The organism is Williamsia deligens (assembly GCF_024171765.1).
In the GTDB taxonomy this organism is placed as follows: domain Bacteria; phylum Actinomycetota; class Actinomycetes; order Mycobacteriales; family Mycobacteriaceae; genus Williamsia_A; species Williamsia_A deligens.
Map to the genome: position 1 here is coordinate 1434158 of NZ_JAMTCI010000001.1, position 17309 is coordinate 1451466.

The 17309-nt window shown below is 70.2% G+C and carries 15 protein-coding genes; 8 read left to right on the top strand and 7 right to left on the bottom strand.

Features of this window, described 5'->3' with window-relative positions:
* Positions 1 to 9 precede the first annotated feature (9 nt).
* The 5 genes from egtC to LX14_RS07010 all read right to left on the bottom strand — a co-directional run bounded on the left by egtC (position 10) and on the right by LX14_RS07010 (position 5713).
* Positions 10 to 753 carry an ergothioneine biosynthesis protein EgtC gene (egtC, locus tag LX14_RS06990; protein ID WP_253646515.1) on the bottom strand — a complete coding sequence of 248 codons (744 nt, stop codon included), beginning with the start codon at positions 751 to 753 and terminating at the stop codon, positions 10 to 12.
* Positions 754 to 756: 3 nt separating this feature from the next.
* The gene (egtB, locus tag LX14_RS06995) at positions 757 to 2076 is read right to left on the bottom strand and encodes an ergothioneine biosynthesis protein EgtB (protein ID WP_253646516.1); all 1320 of its coding nucleotides are present in this window, start codon (positions 2074 to 2076) and stop codon (positions 757 to 759) included.
* Complete coding sequence (gene egtA, locus LX14_RS07000; protein ID WP_253646517.1) at positions 2073 to 3359, bottom strand: ergothioneine biosynthesis glutamate--cysteine ligase EgtA; 1287 nt, start codon at positions 3357 to 3359, stop codon at positions 2073 to 2075. The genes egtB and egtA overlap by 4 nt, the downstream gene beginning before the upstream one ends.
* 123 nt (positions 3360 to 3482) lie before the next feature.
* Entirely contained in the window at positions 3483 to 4988 is a 1506-nt protein-coding gene (locus LX14_RS07005; RefSeq protein ID WP_253646518.1) for a sensor histidine kinase, read from the bottom strand.
* Positions 4985 to 5713 (bottom strand): response regulator transcription factor, encoded by a 729-nt coding sequence (locus LX14_RS07010; RefSeq protein ID WP_372505268.1) that lies wholly within the window; start codon positions 5711 to 5713, stop codon positions 4985 to 4987. Before LX14_RS07010 ends, LX14_RS07005 begins: the two co-directional genes overlap by 4 nt.
* Positions 5714 to 5862: 149 nt before the next feature.
* Here LX14_RS07010 and LX14_RS20660 point away from each other — a divergent pair, with 149 nt between their 5' ends.
* The 4 genes from LX14_RS20660 to LX14_RS07030 all read left to right on the top strand — a co-directional run bounded on the left by LX14_RS20660 (position 5863) and on the right by LX14_RS07030 (position 9243).
* Positions 5863 to 6603: a hypothetical protein gene (locus tag LX14_RS20660; protein WP_301283177.1), complete on the top strand. Its 741-nt coding sequence runs from the start codon at positions 5863 to 5865 to the stop codon at positions 6601 to 6603.
* Between the two features lie 129 nt (positions 6604 to 6732).
* Entirely contained in the window at positions 6733 to 6903 is a 171-nt protein-coding gene (locus LX14_RS07020) for a hypothetical protein (RefSeq protein WP_253646519.1), read from the top strand.
* Between the two features lie 7 nt (positions 6904 to 6910).
* Positions 6911 to 7774: a putative protein N(5)-glutamine methyltransferase gene (locus LX14_RS07025; RefSeq protein WP_253646520.1), complete on the top strand. Its 864-nt coding sequence runs from the start codon at positions 6911 to 6913 to the stop codon at positions 7772 to 7774.
* Entirely contained in the window at positions 7771 to 9243 is a 1473-nt protein-coding gene (locus LX14_RS07030; RefSeq protein WP_253646521.1) for an SDR family oxidoreductase, read from the top strand. The genes LX14_RS07025 and LX14_RS07030 overlap by 4 nt, the downstream gene beginning before the upstream one ends.
* On the opposite strand, the gene LX14_RS07035 is transcribed toward LX14_RS07030, so the two are convergent.
* Both LX14_RS07035 and LX14_RS07040 read right to left on the bottom strand, forming a co-directional pair.
* Positions 9215 to 10495, bottom strand: a complete 1281-nt coding sequence (locus LX14_RS07035) for an APC family permease (protein WP_253646522.1) — start codon at positions 10493 to 10495, stop codon at positions 9215 to 9217. The genes LX14_RS07030 and LX14_RS07035 overlap by 29 nt on opposite strands.
* Before the next feature lie 42 nt (positions 10496 to 10537).
* Positions 10538 to 11479, bottom strand: coding sequence for an alpha/beta hydrolase (locus LX14_RS07040; protein ID WP_253646523.1), 942 nt, complete (start codon positions 11477 to 11479; stop codon positions 10538 to 10540).
* A gap of 210 nt (positions 11480 to 11689) precedes the next feature.
* On the opposite strand from LX14_RS07040, the gene LX14_RS07045 reads away from it, so the two are divergent.
* The 4 genes from LX14_RS07045 to LX14_RS07060 all read left to right on the top strand — a co-directional run bounded on the left by LX14_RS07045 (position 11690) and on the right by LX14_RS07060 (position 17280).
* The gene (locus LX14_RS07045) at positions 11690 to 12133 is read left to right on the top strand and encodes a MarR family winged helix-turn-helix transcriptional regulator (RefSeq protein ID WP_253646524.1); all 444 of its coding nucleotides are present in this window, start codon (positions 11690 to 11692) and stop codon (positions 12131 to 12133) included.
* Between the two features lie 28 nt (positions 12134 to 12161).
* Complete coding sequence (locus LX14_RS07050) at positions 12162 to 14006, top strand: MFS transporter (RefSeq protein ID WP_253646525.1); 1845 nt, start codon at positions 12162 to 12164, stop codon at positions 14004 to 14006.
* A 122-nt stretch (positions 14007 to 14128) separates the two neighbouring features.
* A complete protein-coding gene (locus LX14_RS07055) occupies positions 14129 to 15919 on the top strand; it encodes a DUF6924 domain-containing protein (protein WP_253646526.1) in 1791 nt (596 codons plus the stop codon).
* A 215-nt stretch (positions 15920 to 16134) separates the two neighbouring features.
* Positions 16135 to 17280: an acyl-CoA dehydrogenase family protein gene (locus tag LX14_RS07060; protein WP_253646527.1), complete on the top strand. Its 1146-nt coding sequence runs from the start codon at positions 16135 to 16137 to the stop codon at positions 17278 to 17280.
* The last annotated feature ends 29 nt before the right edge of the window (positions 17281 to 17309 follow it).

The following is a 17309-nucleotide window of genomic DNA, read 5'->3' on the forward strand; positions in this document are numbered from 1 at the left end:
GAAAGGCGGTCACAACGGCGTGACCTGAGCGCCGTCGCGGGTCGCGACGACGATGCAGCGATCTGCCACGGCGACCCAGCGCGGGTCGCCGTCGAGCGGTTCGGAGGCGATGACGACGGAACCGTCCGCGGTCAGTACCGACAGCGAGTGGTGAACCGTGGTGGCCCACAACGTCGTCCCGTCCCCGAGCAGCAGGTTCAGTCGGGAGCCCGGTGCCTCGCGGTCGAGGTCGGCGATGACCGACCGCAGCACGGAGGTCGGCTCGTCGTTCCGCAGTCGATGGCGGACGACGGCCCAGAGGCCGGCCGAGTCGGTGGCGGCCGGCAGGCGCAACAGGTCCTCGACGGGAACGTCGGCGGCCAGTGGCGACAGCGTCTGCGGCCAGCCCCGGACGACACCGTTGTGGCTGAACGCCCACGGCCCGTCGACGAACGGCGCCGACGCTGTCGCCGTCACCGGCATCCCCGATGTCGCCGACCGCACCGCGGCCAGGACGGCGTCGCTGCGCACGTGCGCGAGTGTCCCGGCGATCGTGGGGTCACCCCAGGCGGGCATCGCGGACACGTGGACGGCCGCGTCGCGGACACCCGGGGTCGCGTCCCACCAGGCGGCCCCGAATCCGTCGGCGTTCGCGACCGCGTCACACCGCATGTCCGACGGCGCCCACGACTGCACCACCAGCGAATGGTCACCGCGCGTGAGCATCCCGCCCACGGACACGGCCGGGCCCAGATAGCCCAGGTGTCGACACATCGATCAGGCGACGTCTCGCGCGAGTCGCAGTCCCGAGAAGATCTGCCGACGGATGGGATGGTCCCAGTTGCGGAACGTCGCGCGGACGGCGACCGGGTCGGTGCCGAACGACCCGCCCCGCAACACCCGGTAGTCGCCGCCGAAGAACACCTCGGAGTACTCCGGGTAGGGGAACATGGCGAAGCCGGGGTAGGCCTCGAACCCGCTCGACGTCCACTCCCACACGTCGCCGATCATCTGCTGGACGCCGAGCGGCGACGCCCCCGCGGGGTAGGCACCGATGTCGGCCGGTTCGAGGTGACGCTGCGCGAGGTTGGCGTGCTGCGCGGTGGGGTCGTCGTCGCCCCACGGGTAGCGATGACCGGTCGAGTCCGCACGGGGGTCGTACCGGGCGGCCTTCTCCCACTCCGCCTCCGTGGGCAAGCGTTTGCCCGCCCACCGGGCGAACGCCTCGGCCTCGAAGAAGCAGACGTGGACGACCGGGGCGTCCGGGCGCACCGGGGTCATGGTGCCGAACACGTCGCGCCACCACCCGCCGTCGGCGTCGCGCTCCCAGAACTGCGGCGCCGTCATGTCGGCCTCGACGCGGTGCGACCATCCACGGTCACTCCACAACTCACGCCTGTCGTAGCCGCCGTCGTCGATGAACGCGCACCACCGGGCGTTGGTGACGGGGAAGCGTTCGATCGCGAAGGCGGGCACCGACACCCGGTGTGCCGGGCGTTCGTTGTCCAATGCCCACGGGTCGAGGTCGGTGCCCATCACGAAGTCACCCGCCGGGACCACGACCTCGTCGACGACCGGAACAGACGTGACCCGGGGCGCCTCCGCGGCACGCAGAGCCGCTGTGCCCGAACGCAACTGGTGGGTGGCGAGCATCGTCTCGTCGTGTTGCTGCTCGTGCTGGGCGATCATCGCGAACGCGAACCCACCGTCCACCAGGCGATCACCCGTGAGCGACGACGACTCCAGCACCTCGAGGGCGTGGTCGCGCACACCCGCCACATATGTGCGGGCCTGTGTCGGGTCGAGCAGAGGGAGGTCGGGTCGGCTGGCCCGCGCGTGACGGAACGCGTCGTAGAGGTCGTCGAGATCGGGACGCAGCGGGGCGCGCCGCCCCACCTCCCGGATCAACCACATCTCCTCCTGGTTGCCGATGTGGGCGAGGTCCCACACCAGCGGGCTCATGAGCGGTGAATGCTGGCGCCGCAGTTCGTCGTCGGAGACAGCGTCGGTGAGTGCGGCGGTGCGGGCACGCGCATCACGCAGGACGGTCTCCAGACGGGCACGGGCGGCGCGCGGGGTGTCGTCGAGGGCGGTCATCGGGACACGGACTCCTGTCGGTGGGACTGACTGAGGGTCGGATCGCTCTGCGCGACAGGCGGTTCACTCTGCGCGACAGGCGGTTCACCGCGTCGACAGCGTGCAGCGGCTGCCGCGACGAGATCACGGTCGATCCCGGCGGGCGTGACGTCGGCGGCGAGGGTGAGCAGGTCGGCGGCGACCCCACGGACCTCGGCGTCGTCGAGGCCGCACTGCGCGGCACGCAGCCAGGCGTCGGCGGTGGGGGCGGCGATGGCGTCGGCCTCGGCGCCGACGGCGTCGTCGGACATCAGCGCCGCGACCGCGGCGATCGGGACACGCCAGAGGTTCTCGGGCTGGCCGTCGAGGTACCGGACCTCCAGGTACCCCTGGGGACGGACCATCGGGAACACCGTCGTCACGTGGTAGGCGAGGTCCGTCTCGTCGGGGCGCCGCCCCACCTCGCTGTCGAGGGCACCGTCCATCCAGTCGGCGAAGGTCGCTCCGGCCGGTGGTGTGAACCAGTGGTCGTCGGCGCAGCGCACGCACAGCAGCGGCACCGACAGCACCCAGTCGGCGTAGTCCTCGATGGTCTGCGCGTGCGGCGGGATGCGGGTCCGGTCGGTGCCCAGCCACGCCCGCATGCGTTGCGACGCCCACCGTTCGTCGTCGGCGCCGTGCAGGCGTGGGGAGTTCGCGAACGCGGCGGTCATCGCCGGGCCGATGGTGTGCAGGCGTGTCCAGCGCGAGACGGCGTGGTCGGCATCGACGCCGGCGTCGAGGGCGACCTGGACCGCCGCCGTGTTGCACATCATCAGCGATCCGAAAATGCCCCGACGGGCGAACGCGTCCTCCATGGAGCGGTAGCGGTCGCTGACGAGGATGCGGTGGGGCGGTCGCACGCCGTCGGCGGCGCCGGCAACGACCTCGATGTCGGCGGCCGCGAGGAGTGCGCGGAGGTCGCGTTCGTCCGCGGCGAGTGCGGATCCGAGCTCGTCGACGCTGTCGAAGGGTGTGCTGGAGAGTTCGATCTGCCCTCCCGGCTCCACGGAGACGAGGCTTCCGGAGTTCAGGGGGAGGGCCGGCGAGGCCGGGGTGATGGTGCGGGGGGCGTGGTCACCGAGTGCGGCGGCGAGGCGCGGGACGTCGGGACGGCCGGAGGGGCGGTGTCGATCGGTGGTGCGGGTGAACCATTCGAGTTCGGCGCCGACGAGTCGCGGTGGGCCCAGCTTGAAACAGACACGCGTGAGGTGGGCCGCGGCCGCGGGCCGCGAGGTGATCGCCGATGAGGTGGTGGTCGTCATGACACCTTCCCGGTGGAGTGGAGGCCGCCGCGGGCGGGTCCGGGGGCGCCGCGGTCTACAGCGTCCGACGATGACGCATCGATGTTACGGAGTTCCGGTGACAGACACACCTGCGTCGTGGATCTACGCAGGTCGTACGGGCAGGGTCACCACGAAACATGCACCCGTACGGGACGATCCCTCGACGCATCGGACATCGCCGCCGTGCGCCCGCGCGAGCGCACGCGCGATCGGGAGCCCGAGCCCCGCACCGGGTGTGTCCCGGGCGCGGTCGAGCCGGACGAGCCTGTCGAAGATGCGATCCCGATCGGCCGCGGGCACACCGGGGCCCTCGTCGCAGACGGTGATGACGGCGGTCGTGTCCTCGACGGACAGGTCGATGGCGACGACGGACGAGACCCGTGCGGCGTTCTCCGCCAGATTGGTGAGGATCTGCCCGATCCGTCCCGGGTCCACCCGCACCGGGACGGACTCCACGCCCGTGCGCGACACCGTGTGATCGGCGTGGACCAGCGCGGTGCGTTCGACCGCACCGTCCACGATCGCCCCGAGGTCGGCGTCGACCACCTCGAGCCCGGGGTCGTCGTCGATGCGGGCCATGTCCAGCAGGTCGTCGACGAGGCGAGCGGCGTGGCGGGACTCGCTGACGAGCAGATCCGACCACCGCGCGACGCGGTCCGGGCGGGTGGCGCCGTCACGCGCGACGGACTCGGCCACGGCCGACAGGCCGGCGATCGGGGTCCGTAGTTCGTGGGCGGCGTCGGCGAGGAAACGTTTCGTGTCGGCGTCGGCGCGCTGGGCGTTCGCCGCGGCCGCGCGTTGGGCGTTCTCCGCCGACTCGAGGGCGTCCAGCATCTCGTCCATCGACTCTGCGGTCCGGCCGAGTTCGGTGCCGGGTGAGCGCGGTCGGACGCGGCGCCCGCGGTCGCCGGAGGTGATGTCGCGGGCCACGTCCACCATCGCCTCGAGGGGGCGCAGCGCCCGCTGCACCGCGAGCAGCATCAGGCCGGCCGCGACGGCGAGTGCGACGGCGCCGGCCGCCACCATCAGCCATCGCAGCTGGTGGCGGACCTGGGTGATGGAGGTCGTGTCGCCGAGGAGGGTGATCGTCGACCCGTCGGGCAGCGTCCGGGTGACGACGAGGGCGTCGCCCGGCGGGCCGGGCGGTCCCTGGCCTGCCGGTCCCCCGGGGCCCTGGCCGCCCGGTCCCGACCCGTCCGGTCCGCCCGCCGGCCGGTCGCCGCGGGGTCCGCGGGCACCGGACGGCCGGGGTGGCGCCATCTGGCCCGGGTCGTCGACCACGGGCCCGGGGGTCTGGTAGATCGTGCCGTCGGCCGTGCGCAGACGGACACGGATCGCGTCACCCTGCAACGCCCCGACCAGGTCCTGTCCCTGATACCCCTCGGCCAACAGCGACGACGCCCGATCGGCGCGGTCGGTGACACGCGACGACAGGTCCGAGCGCAGGCGCTGCCCGAGCGCGACGTCGACGGCGACACCGACCACGACCAGCAGCACCGCGAACGCCACCGTCACCGACACCAGGACCCGCCACCGCAGGGACGGCGTCGGGGTGGTGTCCGGCGCGGGAGCCCGCCGACGCAGGCGTCCCGGCCAGGCGGGGCTCACCGGGCGGCCCGCAACACGTACCCGAGCCCACGGACGGTGTGGATCATCCGCGGACCGTGGGCCTCCATCTTCCGACGCAGCGCGCTGACGTGGACCTCGACGAGGTTCACGTCGTAGGCGTCGTATCCCCAGACCGCCTGCAGGATCTGCCGTTTGGTCACGGTGCGACCGCGCTGCGCGACGAGGAACTCGGCGAGGCGGAACTCGGTGGCCGTCAGATCCAGGACGGTCCCGTCGCGGGTGATGGTGGAGGCGTCGGGGTCGACGAGGAGGTCGCCGACGGTGACCGCGGCGGCGCGACCACCCCGTCGGCGCAGGACGGCGTCGGCGCGGGCGAGCAGTTCGTCGAGCAGGAACGGCTTGACGAGGTAGTCGTCGGCGCCGCCGTGGAGTCCGCGCAGCCTGTCGTCGATGTGGTCGCGCGCGGTGAGCATGATGATGCCGGCGTCGCTGCGGGCGCGGACGACGTCGATGAGGTCGAACCCGTCGCGGTCGCCGGGGAGCATCACGTCGAGCACCACCAGGTCGGGACGGCGTCCGTCGACGAGATCCTCCATGCCCTCCCCCGACGTCGCGCCGTAGGCGACGTACCCCGCGTCGGCGAACGCGGCGATGACGGGTTCCCGGATGGCGTCGGAGTCCTCGACGACCACCATCCGGCGTCCCACCCGGAAGTCGCCGGTCCCGGCGGCGCCCGTCCCCGTCTCGCCCGCTGCACTCGTCACGACTACCGATTGTCGTCATCAGCCTGAAGACACGCTGAAGACCGCGCCGCGCGACGCCCGTTTCAGGGTGGCTTCAGGTCCGGTGCCCACCGTCGTGTGTGCCGCCGGTGGAACCGACGCCGGTGAAGACGAACGGAAGGGATGCCACGATGGCTGACAAGAACGAGAACCGGGATCCGGCCGGGTCCGCAGACCACGGAGGCGCCGACGTGACGCGCCCCATGGACCGTGTCCACGAGAGCGGTTCCGCCGCAGCGCCGTACTCGGCACCGGTGTCCGACACCGTGCCGCCCGCCGACACCACCACCGCGCCACGCACCTCGCGACTGCAGCGGATGCGTGCCTCGACGTCCAAGCCGTGGGTCCCCGTGGCCGCGATCGCGGTCGGCGCGGCTCTCGTCGGCGCGATCGTGACCTCGGCGATCTTCGTCGCCAACCCCGTCCACGAGAACGTCAGCACCGCGTCGTCGAACAGCGCGCTGCCGGCCTCCGGTGGGCAGAACGGCACCACGGGCCCCGACGGACAGCAGGCGCCGTCGGGACAGCAGGGACCCGGCGGGCAGGCTCCGGCCGCACCGAACGGGCAGGCCCCCGACGGGAAGGGTCCCGGTGGCAAGGGTCCCGACGGCAAGGGTCCCGACGGCAAGGCGGGTCCGGGCGGACCGGCCGGTGGCCCCGGTGGGCCGGGCGGACCGGGCTGCGCCCCGGGTGGACCGGGCGCGGGTGGACCGGGCAAGGACGGACCGGGCAAGGGTGGGCCCCAGGGCGCACCGCAGCCCCCGCAGGGCGGACAGGCACCCCAGGGCGCACCGCAGCCGCCGCAGGGCGGACAGGCGCCGCAGGGCGCTCCGCAGCCCCCGAGCGGACAGGCGCCGACGCAGAACAAGTGATCCCGTCACGACTCCGCACCCCCTCCATGCATCGCGTGGAGGGGGTGCGGTCGTGTGCGGGCCTTCCGTAGCGTGGGTGGGACGCCGAGCCCAGGCGAGCACCACACCTCGACCGAGAGTGAGCACGCCATGAGCAACTTCCCGCATGACGACGAGTCCCAGATCGGTGAGACCGACGAGATCCGCCGCGAGGAGAAGGTCTACGAGGCCGGACAGTCCGACGAGGAGCAGCCGACCGGGGAGATCGGACCCGACGAGCACTCCGCCGGTGGTTCCGACGGGACCACCGACGGCACCTGAGACATCCGTGGGGCACCCCACCGAGCAGGAGATCGTCGGCGAACTGCGCGCAGCGGGCTGCGTGTTCGCCGAGGACGAGGCGCGGGTGCTGATGGAGACGCCGCCGGATGCGCGGGGTGCCCTGCTCGCCCGCCGCGTCGCAGGTGAGCCGCTCGAGCACGTGGTCGGGTGGGTGGAGTTCGCCGGGGCGCGCCTGCACGTCGCGCCGGGGGTGTTCGTCCCCCGGCGGCGCACCGAGGCCCTGGTCCGCGTCGCGCTCCCCCACGCCGAGGGTGCCGTCGTCCTCGAGATGTGTTGCGGCGTCGGTGCGGTCGCGCACGCGATCGCCGACCGCACGCGCCCCCGCGACGTGATCGCGGTCGACATCGACCCGGCCGCCACCGACTGCGCCCGCCGCAACCTCCCTCACGCCGATGTGGTCACCGGTGATCTGTTCGAACCACTCCCGACCGCGCTGCAGGGGACGGTGGACGTCCTCGTGGCCAACGCGCCCTACGTGCCCACAGGGGCTGTCGGGACCATGCCCCGCGAGGCCCGCGACCACGAGCCCGTCGTCGCCCTCGACGGTGGTCCCGACGGGCTCGACATCGCACGGCGCATCGTGGAGCAGGCACCGTCCTGGTTGTCACCCGGCGGGATCCTCGCCATCGAGACCTCCGCGGGGCAGGCCCCGAGCCTCGCCGCGCTGATGACCGCGCAGGGCCTGGCGGCCGAGATCGTCGTCGACGACGACGTCGACGGCCTGGTCGTCGTCGGCCTGCTCGTCGGCGCTGCGGTGCATCCTGAGAACAAACCGACTGCCGCGACAGTTGAGCCCGGTACACCCGCGCGTCCCACCGTCGGGACCGACACGGAAGCGAGCACACCATGAGCACCACACGCACAGCCCTGGTCACCGGGGCCACCGGCTACATCGGGGGGCGCCTCGCGCCGCGACTGGCCGACGCGGGGTGGACGGTGCGTGCGCTGGCCCGCACCCCGAGCAAGCTCGCGGACGCCCCGTGGGTCGGTGAGGGCACCGTGGTGCAGGGCGACCTGTCCGACCGCGAGTCGCTGATGGCCGCGTTCGAGGGCGTGGACGTCGTCTACCACCTGGTCCACTCGATGGGCGGCGACGGCACGGGCGACTTCAAGGAGGAAGAGGCCGAGTCGGCGCGCAACGTCGCCGCCGCCGCGAAGGCGCAGGGTGTCTCCCGCATCGTCTACCTCGGTGGGTTGCACCCCACCGGCACGAAGCTGTCGAAGCATCTGGCCTCCCGCGTCGAGGTGGGCGAGATCCTCCTCGACTCCGGCGTCGAGACCGTCGTCCTGCAGGCCGGCGTCGTCATCGGTTCGGGTTCGGCCTCGTTCGAACTGATCCGGCATCTCACCGAGCGGCTCCCGGTCATGACGACGCCGCGCTGGGTGCACAACAAGATCCAGCCGATCGCGATCCGCGACGCCCTGCACTATCTCGTCGAGGCGGCGTCGGCCGAGGTCCCGACCAGCCGCACCTGGGACATCGGCGGGACCGAGGTGTTCGAGTACGGCGACATGATGCAGCTCTACGCGCAGGCCGCGGGGTTGCCGCGGCGTCGGATGATCGTGCTGCCATACCTGACACCCACGCTCGCCGCCCGATGGGTGGGCACCGTGACGCCGATACCGTCGGCGCTCGCGCGTCCCCTCGTCGAGTCGCTGGAGTGCGACGCGGTGATGAAGTCCCACGACATCGACGACGTGATCCCCCGCCCCGAGGGCGGTCTGCTGACCTACCGCGAGGCCCTGGACGCCGCACTGGCGCGGACGCACCGCGCGGACACCAGCGTGACGTGGGCGAACGCGGAGGCGTCGGTCTCGCCGGCCGAGCCGCTGCCCACCGACCCCGCGTGGTCCGGCGAGGACGTGATGGAGGAGAAGCGCACCGCGTCCACGCGTGTCTCCGCCGCGCAGTTGTGGGCGACGGTGTCCGGCATCGGCGGTGACACCGGGTGGTTCACCTTCGACAAGGCCTGGCGTGCCCGCGCGTCGCTCGACGCCGTCGCCGGCGGTCCCGGACCCCGGCGCGAACGGTCGTCGGGGGAACCCGCCGCGGGCGAGACCCTCGACTGGTGGCGGGTCGAGCACGTCGAGCCCGGACACCTGTTGCGGCTGCGGGCGGAGACGTCGATGCCCGGCACGGCCTGGCTCGAGCTCCGCGTCGACCCCGAGGGATCAGGTTCGCGCCTGACCCAGCGGACCGTCTACTACCCGCGAGGACTCGTCGGCCTCGGGTACTGGTACGGCCAGCTGCCGGCGCACAAGGTCATCTTCGCGACGCTGGTGCGCGACATCATCCGACAGGCCGAGAAGACGGCCTGACCTCCCGCCGGAGCCGAACGGCGCGGTAGGCGAACCCGACGGCGGCGACAACCACGCCGACCACCACGGACCCGACGGGCAGTGTCGCCGCGAGGACGACACACCCGACGGCGCCGACGACGTGGACGCCGCGGGGCCACCGACGGTCCGCGCCCGTCTGCGTGAACGCCGCGATGTTCGCGACGAGGTAGTAGAGCAGCACCCCGAACGACGAGAACCCGATGACGTCGCGCAGGTCGACCACGAGCACCGCCACACAGATCACGACGCCGACCAGGATCTCCATCCGGTGTGGCACCGAGAACCGCGGGTGCACGGCGGCCAGGGGCCGCGGGAGGTCGCCGGTACGCGCCATCGCGAGGCCGGTCCGCCCGACGCCGGCGAGCAACGCCAGCAGGGCACCCAGAGCGGCCACCGCGGCGGTGACCCGCACCAAGGGCGCGAGCGCGTCGGTGCCGCTCGCCGAGACGAGCTCGACGAGCGGGGTGGGGGTGGCGGCGAGGCGATCGGACCCGAGCACCCCGAGCGCCGTGATCCCGACAGCCGCGTAGAGCAGCAGGGCACCGACGAGGGCGCCGCCCATCGCCCGGGGGATCGCCCGGCGCGGATCGCGCACCTCCTCGGCGAGTGTCGCGATGCGCGCATACCCCGCGAAGGCGAAGAAGAGCAGACCGGCTGCCTGCAGGACGCCGTACACGCCTCCGTCGCCGAGAGCGACCGACAGGTTGGCCGAGGTGGGGTCGCCGCCGACGAGACCGACCACTACGAGAACCACCAGCACCGTCACCACCGCTGTCACGATGACAGCCGTCGCGGTCGCGGTGCGTGTCACCCCCAGGCAGTTGACGACGACCATCGCCACGACGGCGACGACCGCGACCAGCGGTCCCCACCGATCGCCCGCGACGTAGGTCCCCACGGTCAGGGCCATCGCCGCGCAGCTCGCGGTCTTGCCGATCACGAACATCCAGCCGGCGGCGAAACCCCACCACTCGCCGAGGCGTTCCCGCCCGTACAGGTAGGCGCCACCGGCCTCGGGATACTGCGCGGCGAGTTGGGCCGACGACAGCGCGTTGCAGGTGGCGACCACCGCTGCGATCGCGAGACCGATCAGCAGTGCGGATCCGGCCGCCGCGGCCGCCGGGGCGAACGCGGTGAACACACCGGCGCCCACCATCGAGCCGAGTCCGATGACGGTGGCCTGCGGGGTCGAGAGACTGCGGGAGAGACGAGAAGAACCCGGTGAGGTCATCGCGGGGACGACCTCGACCGGGTTCTCATCGAGCGTGCTGTGTCAGGCGCCGAGGGCCGGGCCCAGGGTGGAGACCCATGCCTCCTTCAGGCGGGCCTGCCAGTAGGTCCACCAGTGGGTGCCCTCCTGGCTGATGTGGGTGACGGGGTTGATCCCGTTCATCCGCAGGGTGCCGATGTACTGCTGGCTGGCGATGCCGGCCGCGGTCTCCAGCGGCACGAACTGCGCGAACTTCACCGGGTCGGCGGTCGGGCTGATGTTCGACCCGCCCAGGCCGGCCGAGATGTAGACGCGCTTGCCGCGCAGGTTGCCCGCATGCAGCGCCGGGTCCTTGGCGAGCCACTGGCCGCCGGGCCAGACGCCCCACATGTTGTTGATGTCGCCGCCGATCTGGGCCACCGAGAGGCCGATGCCTTGCGCGAAGCCGGGCTCGCTGCTCACCGGGTAGCCGCTGAAGGACGCGACGCCCTGGTACATCGACGGGTGGTCGGTGGCGAGGATCAGGGCGGAGGTGCCGCTCATCGACAGGCCGGCGATGGCGTTGCGTCGGCCGTCGGAGCCGAAGCGCGCCTTCATGGCGGCGGGGAGCTCACGGGTCAGGAACGTCTCCCACTTCACCGTGCCCAGCTTGGGGTCGCGGTTCTGCCAGTCCTGGTAGAACGTCCCGGCGCCGCCGTAGGGCAGGACGACGTTGACGTTCTTGTTCGCGAAGTAGTTGACGACGTCGGTGTTGATGAGCCACCCGTTGTCGTTGTCGGGGGCGCGCAGGCCGTCGAGGAGGTACAGCGTCGGCGCGCTGTTGCTGCCGTTCGCAGCACGCAGCACCTTGATCGGGATGTTCTTGCCCATAGCGGCAGAGAAGACGTAGGCGGTCGCGGGACGGGCCTGCGCCGGGGCCGTGGTGACCACGCCGGCGACACCCGCCGCGGTGACGGTGGCCACGAGGACGGCGGTGAGGCGCGTCCGGAGGCTGCGAATCGACATGAGGTTGTGTGGTCCTTTGGCGGTGGTCGTCGGACGGACCACCGGAGGGTAACAGGCCAATAACAACTGAGCAGAACCGTGAACGGCCGTACCCGGCACACGCGACATATCCGTGCCGTGCGTCATCACCTGCAGTTCTTTACGTCTCGATTACTTAGCTTCTGACAACTAATGTGTTGCGGGTACCAACGGACGAGCACAGGAGGCCCCATGTCGACGACGACCGCAGTGCGCTCCGGTCGGAGCGTGACCGTCTACACCTCACTGGCCCGCATCATCCGCACACTGCGCAGCGAGACCGGATCGGGCTCGCTGTCGCTGGGTTCCACCTCGGCGCTGTGGGTGCTGGTGACAAACCCGCCGATGCGCCTGTCGGAACTCTCCGCCCACGAGGGCGTCTCCGCGCCGACGATGTCGCGGATCGTGTCGTCCCTCGAGCGCGACGGCATGGTCCGCCGGGTGGCCGACCCCGCCGACGGTCGCGCCAGCCTCATCGAGCCGACCGAGGACGGCATCGAGCTGATCGACGGGACGACCTCCGCGCGTGCACGTCTCGTCGAGGACGCCCTGAACCGCCTCGAACCCGGTGATCGGGCCGCAGCGCAGCGGTCCATCGAGCTGCTCGCCGCCGCCCTCACGTCCTCGCGTTCCTGATCGCACCCCTGCAGAGCAGAAAGTCATCATGAGTCTCCACGGAACCGCCGTCCTCGACCGCTCCGATCCACCGGAGCCCCCGCGCCGCGGGGGCACACGGTCCCTGGCCGACCTCGGCCCGAACTACAAGTGGATCGCGTTGTCCAACACGACACTCGGCATGCTGATCGCCACGATCAACTCGTCGATCGTGCTCATCGCGCTGCCCGACATCTTCAAGGGCATCAAGCTCAACCCGCTCGAGCCCGACAACACCAGCTACCTGCTGTGGATGATGATGGGCTTCCTCGTCGTCACCGCGGTGCTGGTCGTCAGCTTCGGACGCCTCGGCGACATGTTCGGCCGAGCCCGTATGTACAACATCGGGTTCCTGGTCTTCACGGTGTCGTCGATCTTCCTGGCCGCGACGTGGTTCGACGGCAGCTCGGCCGCCATCTGGTTGATCTTCTGGCGCGTGATCCAGGGTGTGGGCGGCGCGTTCCTCATGGCGAACTCGTCGGCGATCCTCACCGACGCCTTCCCGCAGCATCAGCGCGGTCTGGCGTTGGGCATCAACGGTGTCGCGGCGATCGCGGGTTCGTTCCTGGGCCTGCTCGTCGGCGGCGTCCTCGCCCCGATCGACTGGAACCTGATCTTCCTGGTGTCTGTGCCCTTCGGTCTCGTCGGCACGGTCTGGGCCTACATGAAGTTGCACGACACCGGCGTTCGCCAGAAGGCGACGATGGACTGGTGGGGCAACATCACCTTCGCGGTGGGCCTCGTCGCGATCCTGGTGGGCATCACCTACGGCATCCAGCCGTACGGCGCCTCGAACATGGGCTGGAGCAGCCCGATGGTGTTGAGCTGCCTCATCGGTGGGGCCGCGGTCCTCGCGCTGTTCGCCGTCATCGAGACCCGTGTCGACAACCCGCTGTTCAACCTGTCGCTTTTCAAGAACCACTCGTTCCTGTACGGCAACATCGCCAACCTAATGGCGTCGATCGGCCGCGGCGGGCTGCAATTCATCCTGATCATCTGGTTGCAGGGCATCTGGTTGCCGCAGCACGGCTACGACTACACGCGGACACCGCTGTGGGCCGGCATCTACATGGTGCCCATGACGATCGGCTTCTTGCTCTCGGCGCCGGTGTCGGGGTACCTCTCCGACAAGCTCGGTACCAAGTGGTTCACGACGACCGGCCTGTTCCTGACCGCCGGCACGTTCGTGGCCCTCATCGCGATCCCGGTGGACTTCAACTACTGGGCCTTCGCCGCGATCCTGCTCATCAACGGCGTCGGGATGGGTCTGTTCGCCTCGCCGAACCGCGCCGAGGTCATGAACAGCCTTCCCGCCAATGCTCGTGGTTCGGGCGCGGGCATGATGACGACGTTCCAGAACGCCGCGATGGTGCTCTCGATCGGTGTCTTCTTCAGCCTCATGATCGCCGGTCTGTCCAGTGACCTGCCGTCGGCGATGAGCAACGGTCTGCTCGCACATGGCGTCTCGGCCGCTGACGCCAACCAGGTCGCGAACCTGCCGACCGTCGGCATCCTGTTCGCGGCGTTCCTCGGCTACAACCCGATCAAGGAACTCGTCGGACCGCACCTGTCGACGCTGTCGCAGACGAACCAGGACACCCTGACGGGGCTGAAGTTCTTCCCGCACCTGATCTCCGAGCCGTTCTCCAACGGCCTGTCGGCGGCGTTCACCTTCGCCATCGTCTGCTGTGTCCTCGGTGCGATCGCCTCGCTGTTCACCGGCCGCAAGCCGGCGGGTGTGGCCGACGACAGCACGGACGCCCCGCACGAGACGGTCGGCGAGGAGCTCGCCAGCGTCGGCTTCAACGAAGTCGCCTCCCGCGACGCCGAGCACGCGGAGGTCTCGCGCCGCTAGCGCCGCCGCTCGCACTGCTGAGAACCACCCCGAGTAGGGATCCCGACGGCATCACGCCCCCGGACCTCCCTCTCGGGGCGGTTCTCGTACACACGTTCGCGTTCATTTGTAAGGTTCAGTACATGACGCCGCCGTGGCCGCAGATCCGCGGCCTGACCTACAGCACCATCGGCCGGAATCTCGTCGGGACGATGCATGCCGGCCCCGAACCCCGGCGGGTGTTCTACGGGCATCCGGGACGGTGGCGGACGGAGGACGCCGACGGTGCCCCGGTCTGGATCGACACACCCACGGATTCCTGGAACATCCCTGGCGACGGGACGGCGGCCACTCACCGGGTCAAGAACGCCCGCGCGCTTGTCTCGTACACGGGGCTCGGGCCTCGCCAGCTGTTCCAACCCCACCGTTGGTGGCCGGCGGAGAACCGGTTCTCGCAGACCGACATAGGGGACCCGGACGGTCCGACGCCGGTGGAGGTCCACGGCCGACCGGGCCACGAGCTCGTGTTCCCGAATGCCGGTTCACCGATCACGGTGGTGATCGACGTGGAGATCGGTGTGGCGCTCCGGTGGGAGCAGGGTGGGGAGGTCATCGAGCTCTCGGACCCCGAGATCGACGTCACGCTCGACCCGACGCTGTTCGCATGGAATGGACCCGTCGTCGACGAGGACGACCCGACGGTGTCCGACGAGCAACGTGCGCACGAGACAAAGATGCAAGCGGTCGCCGAGATGCCCACCACGGACGTCGGCTACCTCCCGCTGTCGACACACAGCTCGGCCATCGACGGCGACCCACTGACCGGGGCTCTCGATCTCAGCGTCCACGGGCAGACACCGCAGGTCGTCGTCCGCCGGTGGCTCACCGCACTTCCCGAGCCGGAGGCACCCTTCCACGTCAGCCATCTCGGCCACGCCTGGCGCCGCGAGATCGCGCCCTGGTCGGTGGAACTGCGTGCTCATGGGCCGCTCGACGACGACGAGGTCGATCGCATCGTCGGGTCCCTCCGTCTTCCCGACCCGCCGGGAGACATCGCCGCGCTTCGGCGTGAGGACGGGGAGCGCCGACGCCACATCGAGGCCCAGGCCTTGTTGGAACGCCTGGGAACCGGGAGGTCTCTCGCGGAGCTGCTCGACAGCGAGTACTCACCGTCACTTCTGGTCCGCACCGACTTCTCCGACGATGCGCGATGGGCGGACGTCGCGCAGGCGGCGATGGAGCCGGTCGAGAGTGGGGATTCGCAGTTCCCGACCTTCGAGGCGAATCTCGTCTGCGTCGACCATCCCGAGAACGAGGGGCTGACAGCGACCGATCTCGTGAATCGAACCGGCGACGACCCGCCCTTCTACGCCTTCATCGCCGACGCGCAGTCGATGAGCGATCCCGAGATGTCCGTCCTTGCTGTCGATCTCGGGCGAACGGAGTGGGGCCACGAACCCGGTCGGACGTTCCGCGTGATCCCGTCGGAGATGTCGTCGGTGGAGAACAACCTGTCCATCTCGAACATGGACTTCCGCGACTTCGCAGATTCCACCGACGACGACGGGGTCTTCCGCGGCTTTCCGCCTCCGCTTCCGGTGGTGGGCACCCTCGACAGGGACACACTGCTCGCCATTGCCGCGTCGGGTTCGAGTCGGTCGATCACGATGTTCGCCGCTGAGGTCGCAGACGATCCCCATGCCGCATGTGAACTGCGGCAGCAGGCTCGGTCTCAGCTACGAGACTGGATCGAGCTCGTGGACAACTTCTCCGCCCGGCCAGGGGCAGGCGAGTTCCTGGCCGCAGCCTCGCATGACGGTGTCGTGCACTCGGGGCATCTGCCGCGACTGATGGGCGGCTACTGGACGATTCTCGTCGATCCCGACACGGGCACACTAGAAGCCGCTCTGCTGATCGAAGCGCCGCACGGGTGACGAGAAGTCGTCACAAACGTCCGCTGGGGACTGGCAGAGGGCAATGCTCCCCCAGATCACGTGGAGCGGACGTTTCTTACGGCAGCCCCCTGCGACCCAGATCACAGTCAGCGTTTTGACCTGCATGACCGTCTCGGCGCAGCATGGAGTCACCTGGAGCTACCCGCCGGTAACAACGGCGCGCCCGGGATCACAGATCTTCTCGAGGAGACACCATGCGCAGGACCCTGTACGGCCCCGACCACCGCGCCTTCGGCGAGTCGGCCCAGGAATTCGTCGACCGCTACGTCACACCGCGGCACGAGAAGATCATCGAGCAGCGGTTCATCGATCGCGAGATCTGGAAGCAGGCCGGCGAGCTCGGCTTCCTGGGCCTCGAGATCCCGGAGGAGTACGGCGGCTCCGCCGCGGGCGACTACCGCTTCAACGCCAAGTTCACCGAGGTGCTGTCCGGCGTGAGCGCGGCGATCCCGTCGGCGTTCGGCATCCACGTCGACATCGTCGCGCCGTACCTCGTGCACCTCACCACCGAGGAGCAGCGACAGCGCTGGCTGCCCGGGTTCTGCACCGGCGACACCGTGACTGCCATCGCGATGACCGAGCCCGCCGCGGGCTCCGATCTCGCGGGCATCAAGACCACCGCCCGCCAGGAGGGATCCGACTGGGTCCTCAACGGCTCGAAGACCTTCATCACCAACGGCTACAACGCCGACCTCGTCGTGGTCGCGGTGAAGACGTCGCCGGAGAAGAAGGCCAAGGGCATCACCCTGTTCGCGGTCGAGAAGGGCATGGAGGGCTTCGAGCGCGGCCGCAAGCTGGACAAGGTCGGCCAGCCCGAGTCCGACACCGCCGAACTGTTCTTCTCCGACGTCCGCGTCCCCGCCGAGAACGTGATCGGCGAGATCGACCGCGGCTTCATCCACATGATGACGTTCCTCCCGCAGGAGCGGATGAACTGCGCGGTCTCGAACCTCGCGCACGCCCGCGCCCTGTTCGACGAGACGCTCACCTATGTCTCCGAGCGCAAGGCGTTCGGGCAGGCAGTCGGCTCGTTCCAGTACAACAAGTTCACGATCGCCGAGCTGTCCACCCAGCTCGACGTCACGCAGGCGTTCGTCGACGCCTGCGTCGCGGCGCACTGCGACGGCGAGCTCAGCCCCGCCGACGCCGCCAAGGCGAAGTGGTGGACCGCCGAGATCCAGAACAAGGTGCTCGACACCTGCGTGCAGCTGCACGGCGGCTACGGGTTCATGAACGAATACCGCATCGCGCAGGCATGGAAGGATGCCCGGGTGACCAAGATCTGGGCCGGCTCCAACGAGATCATGAAGGAGATCATCGGCCGGGATCTCGGTCTGTAAGGACCACAGTTCTCAGCGAGGAGATCTCC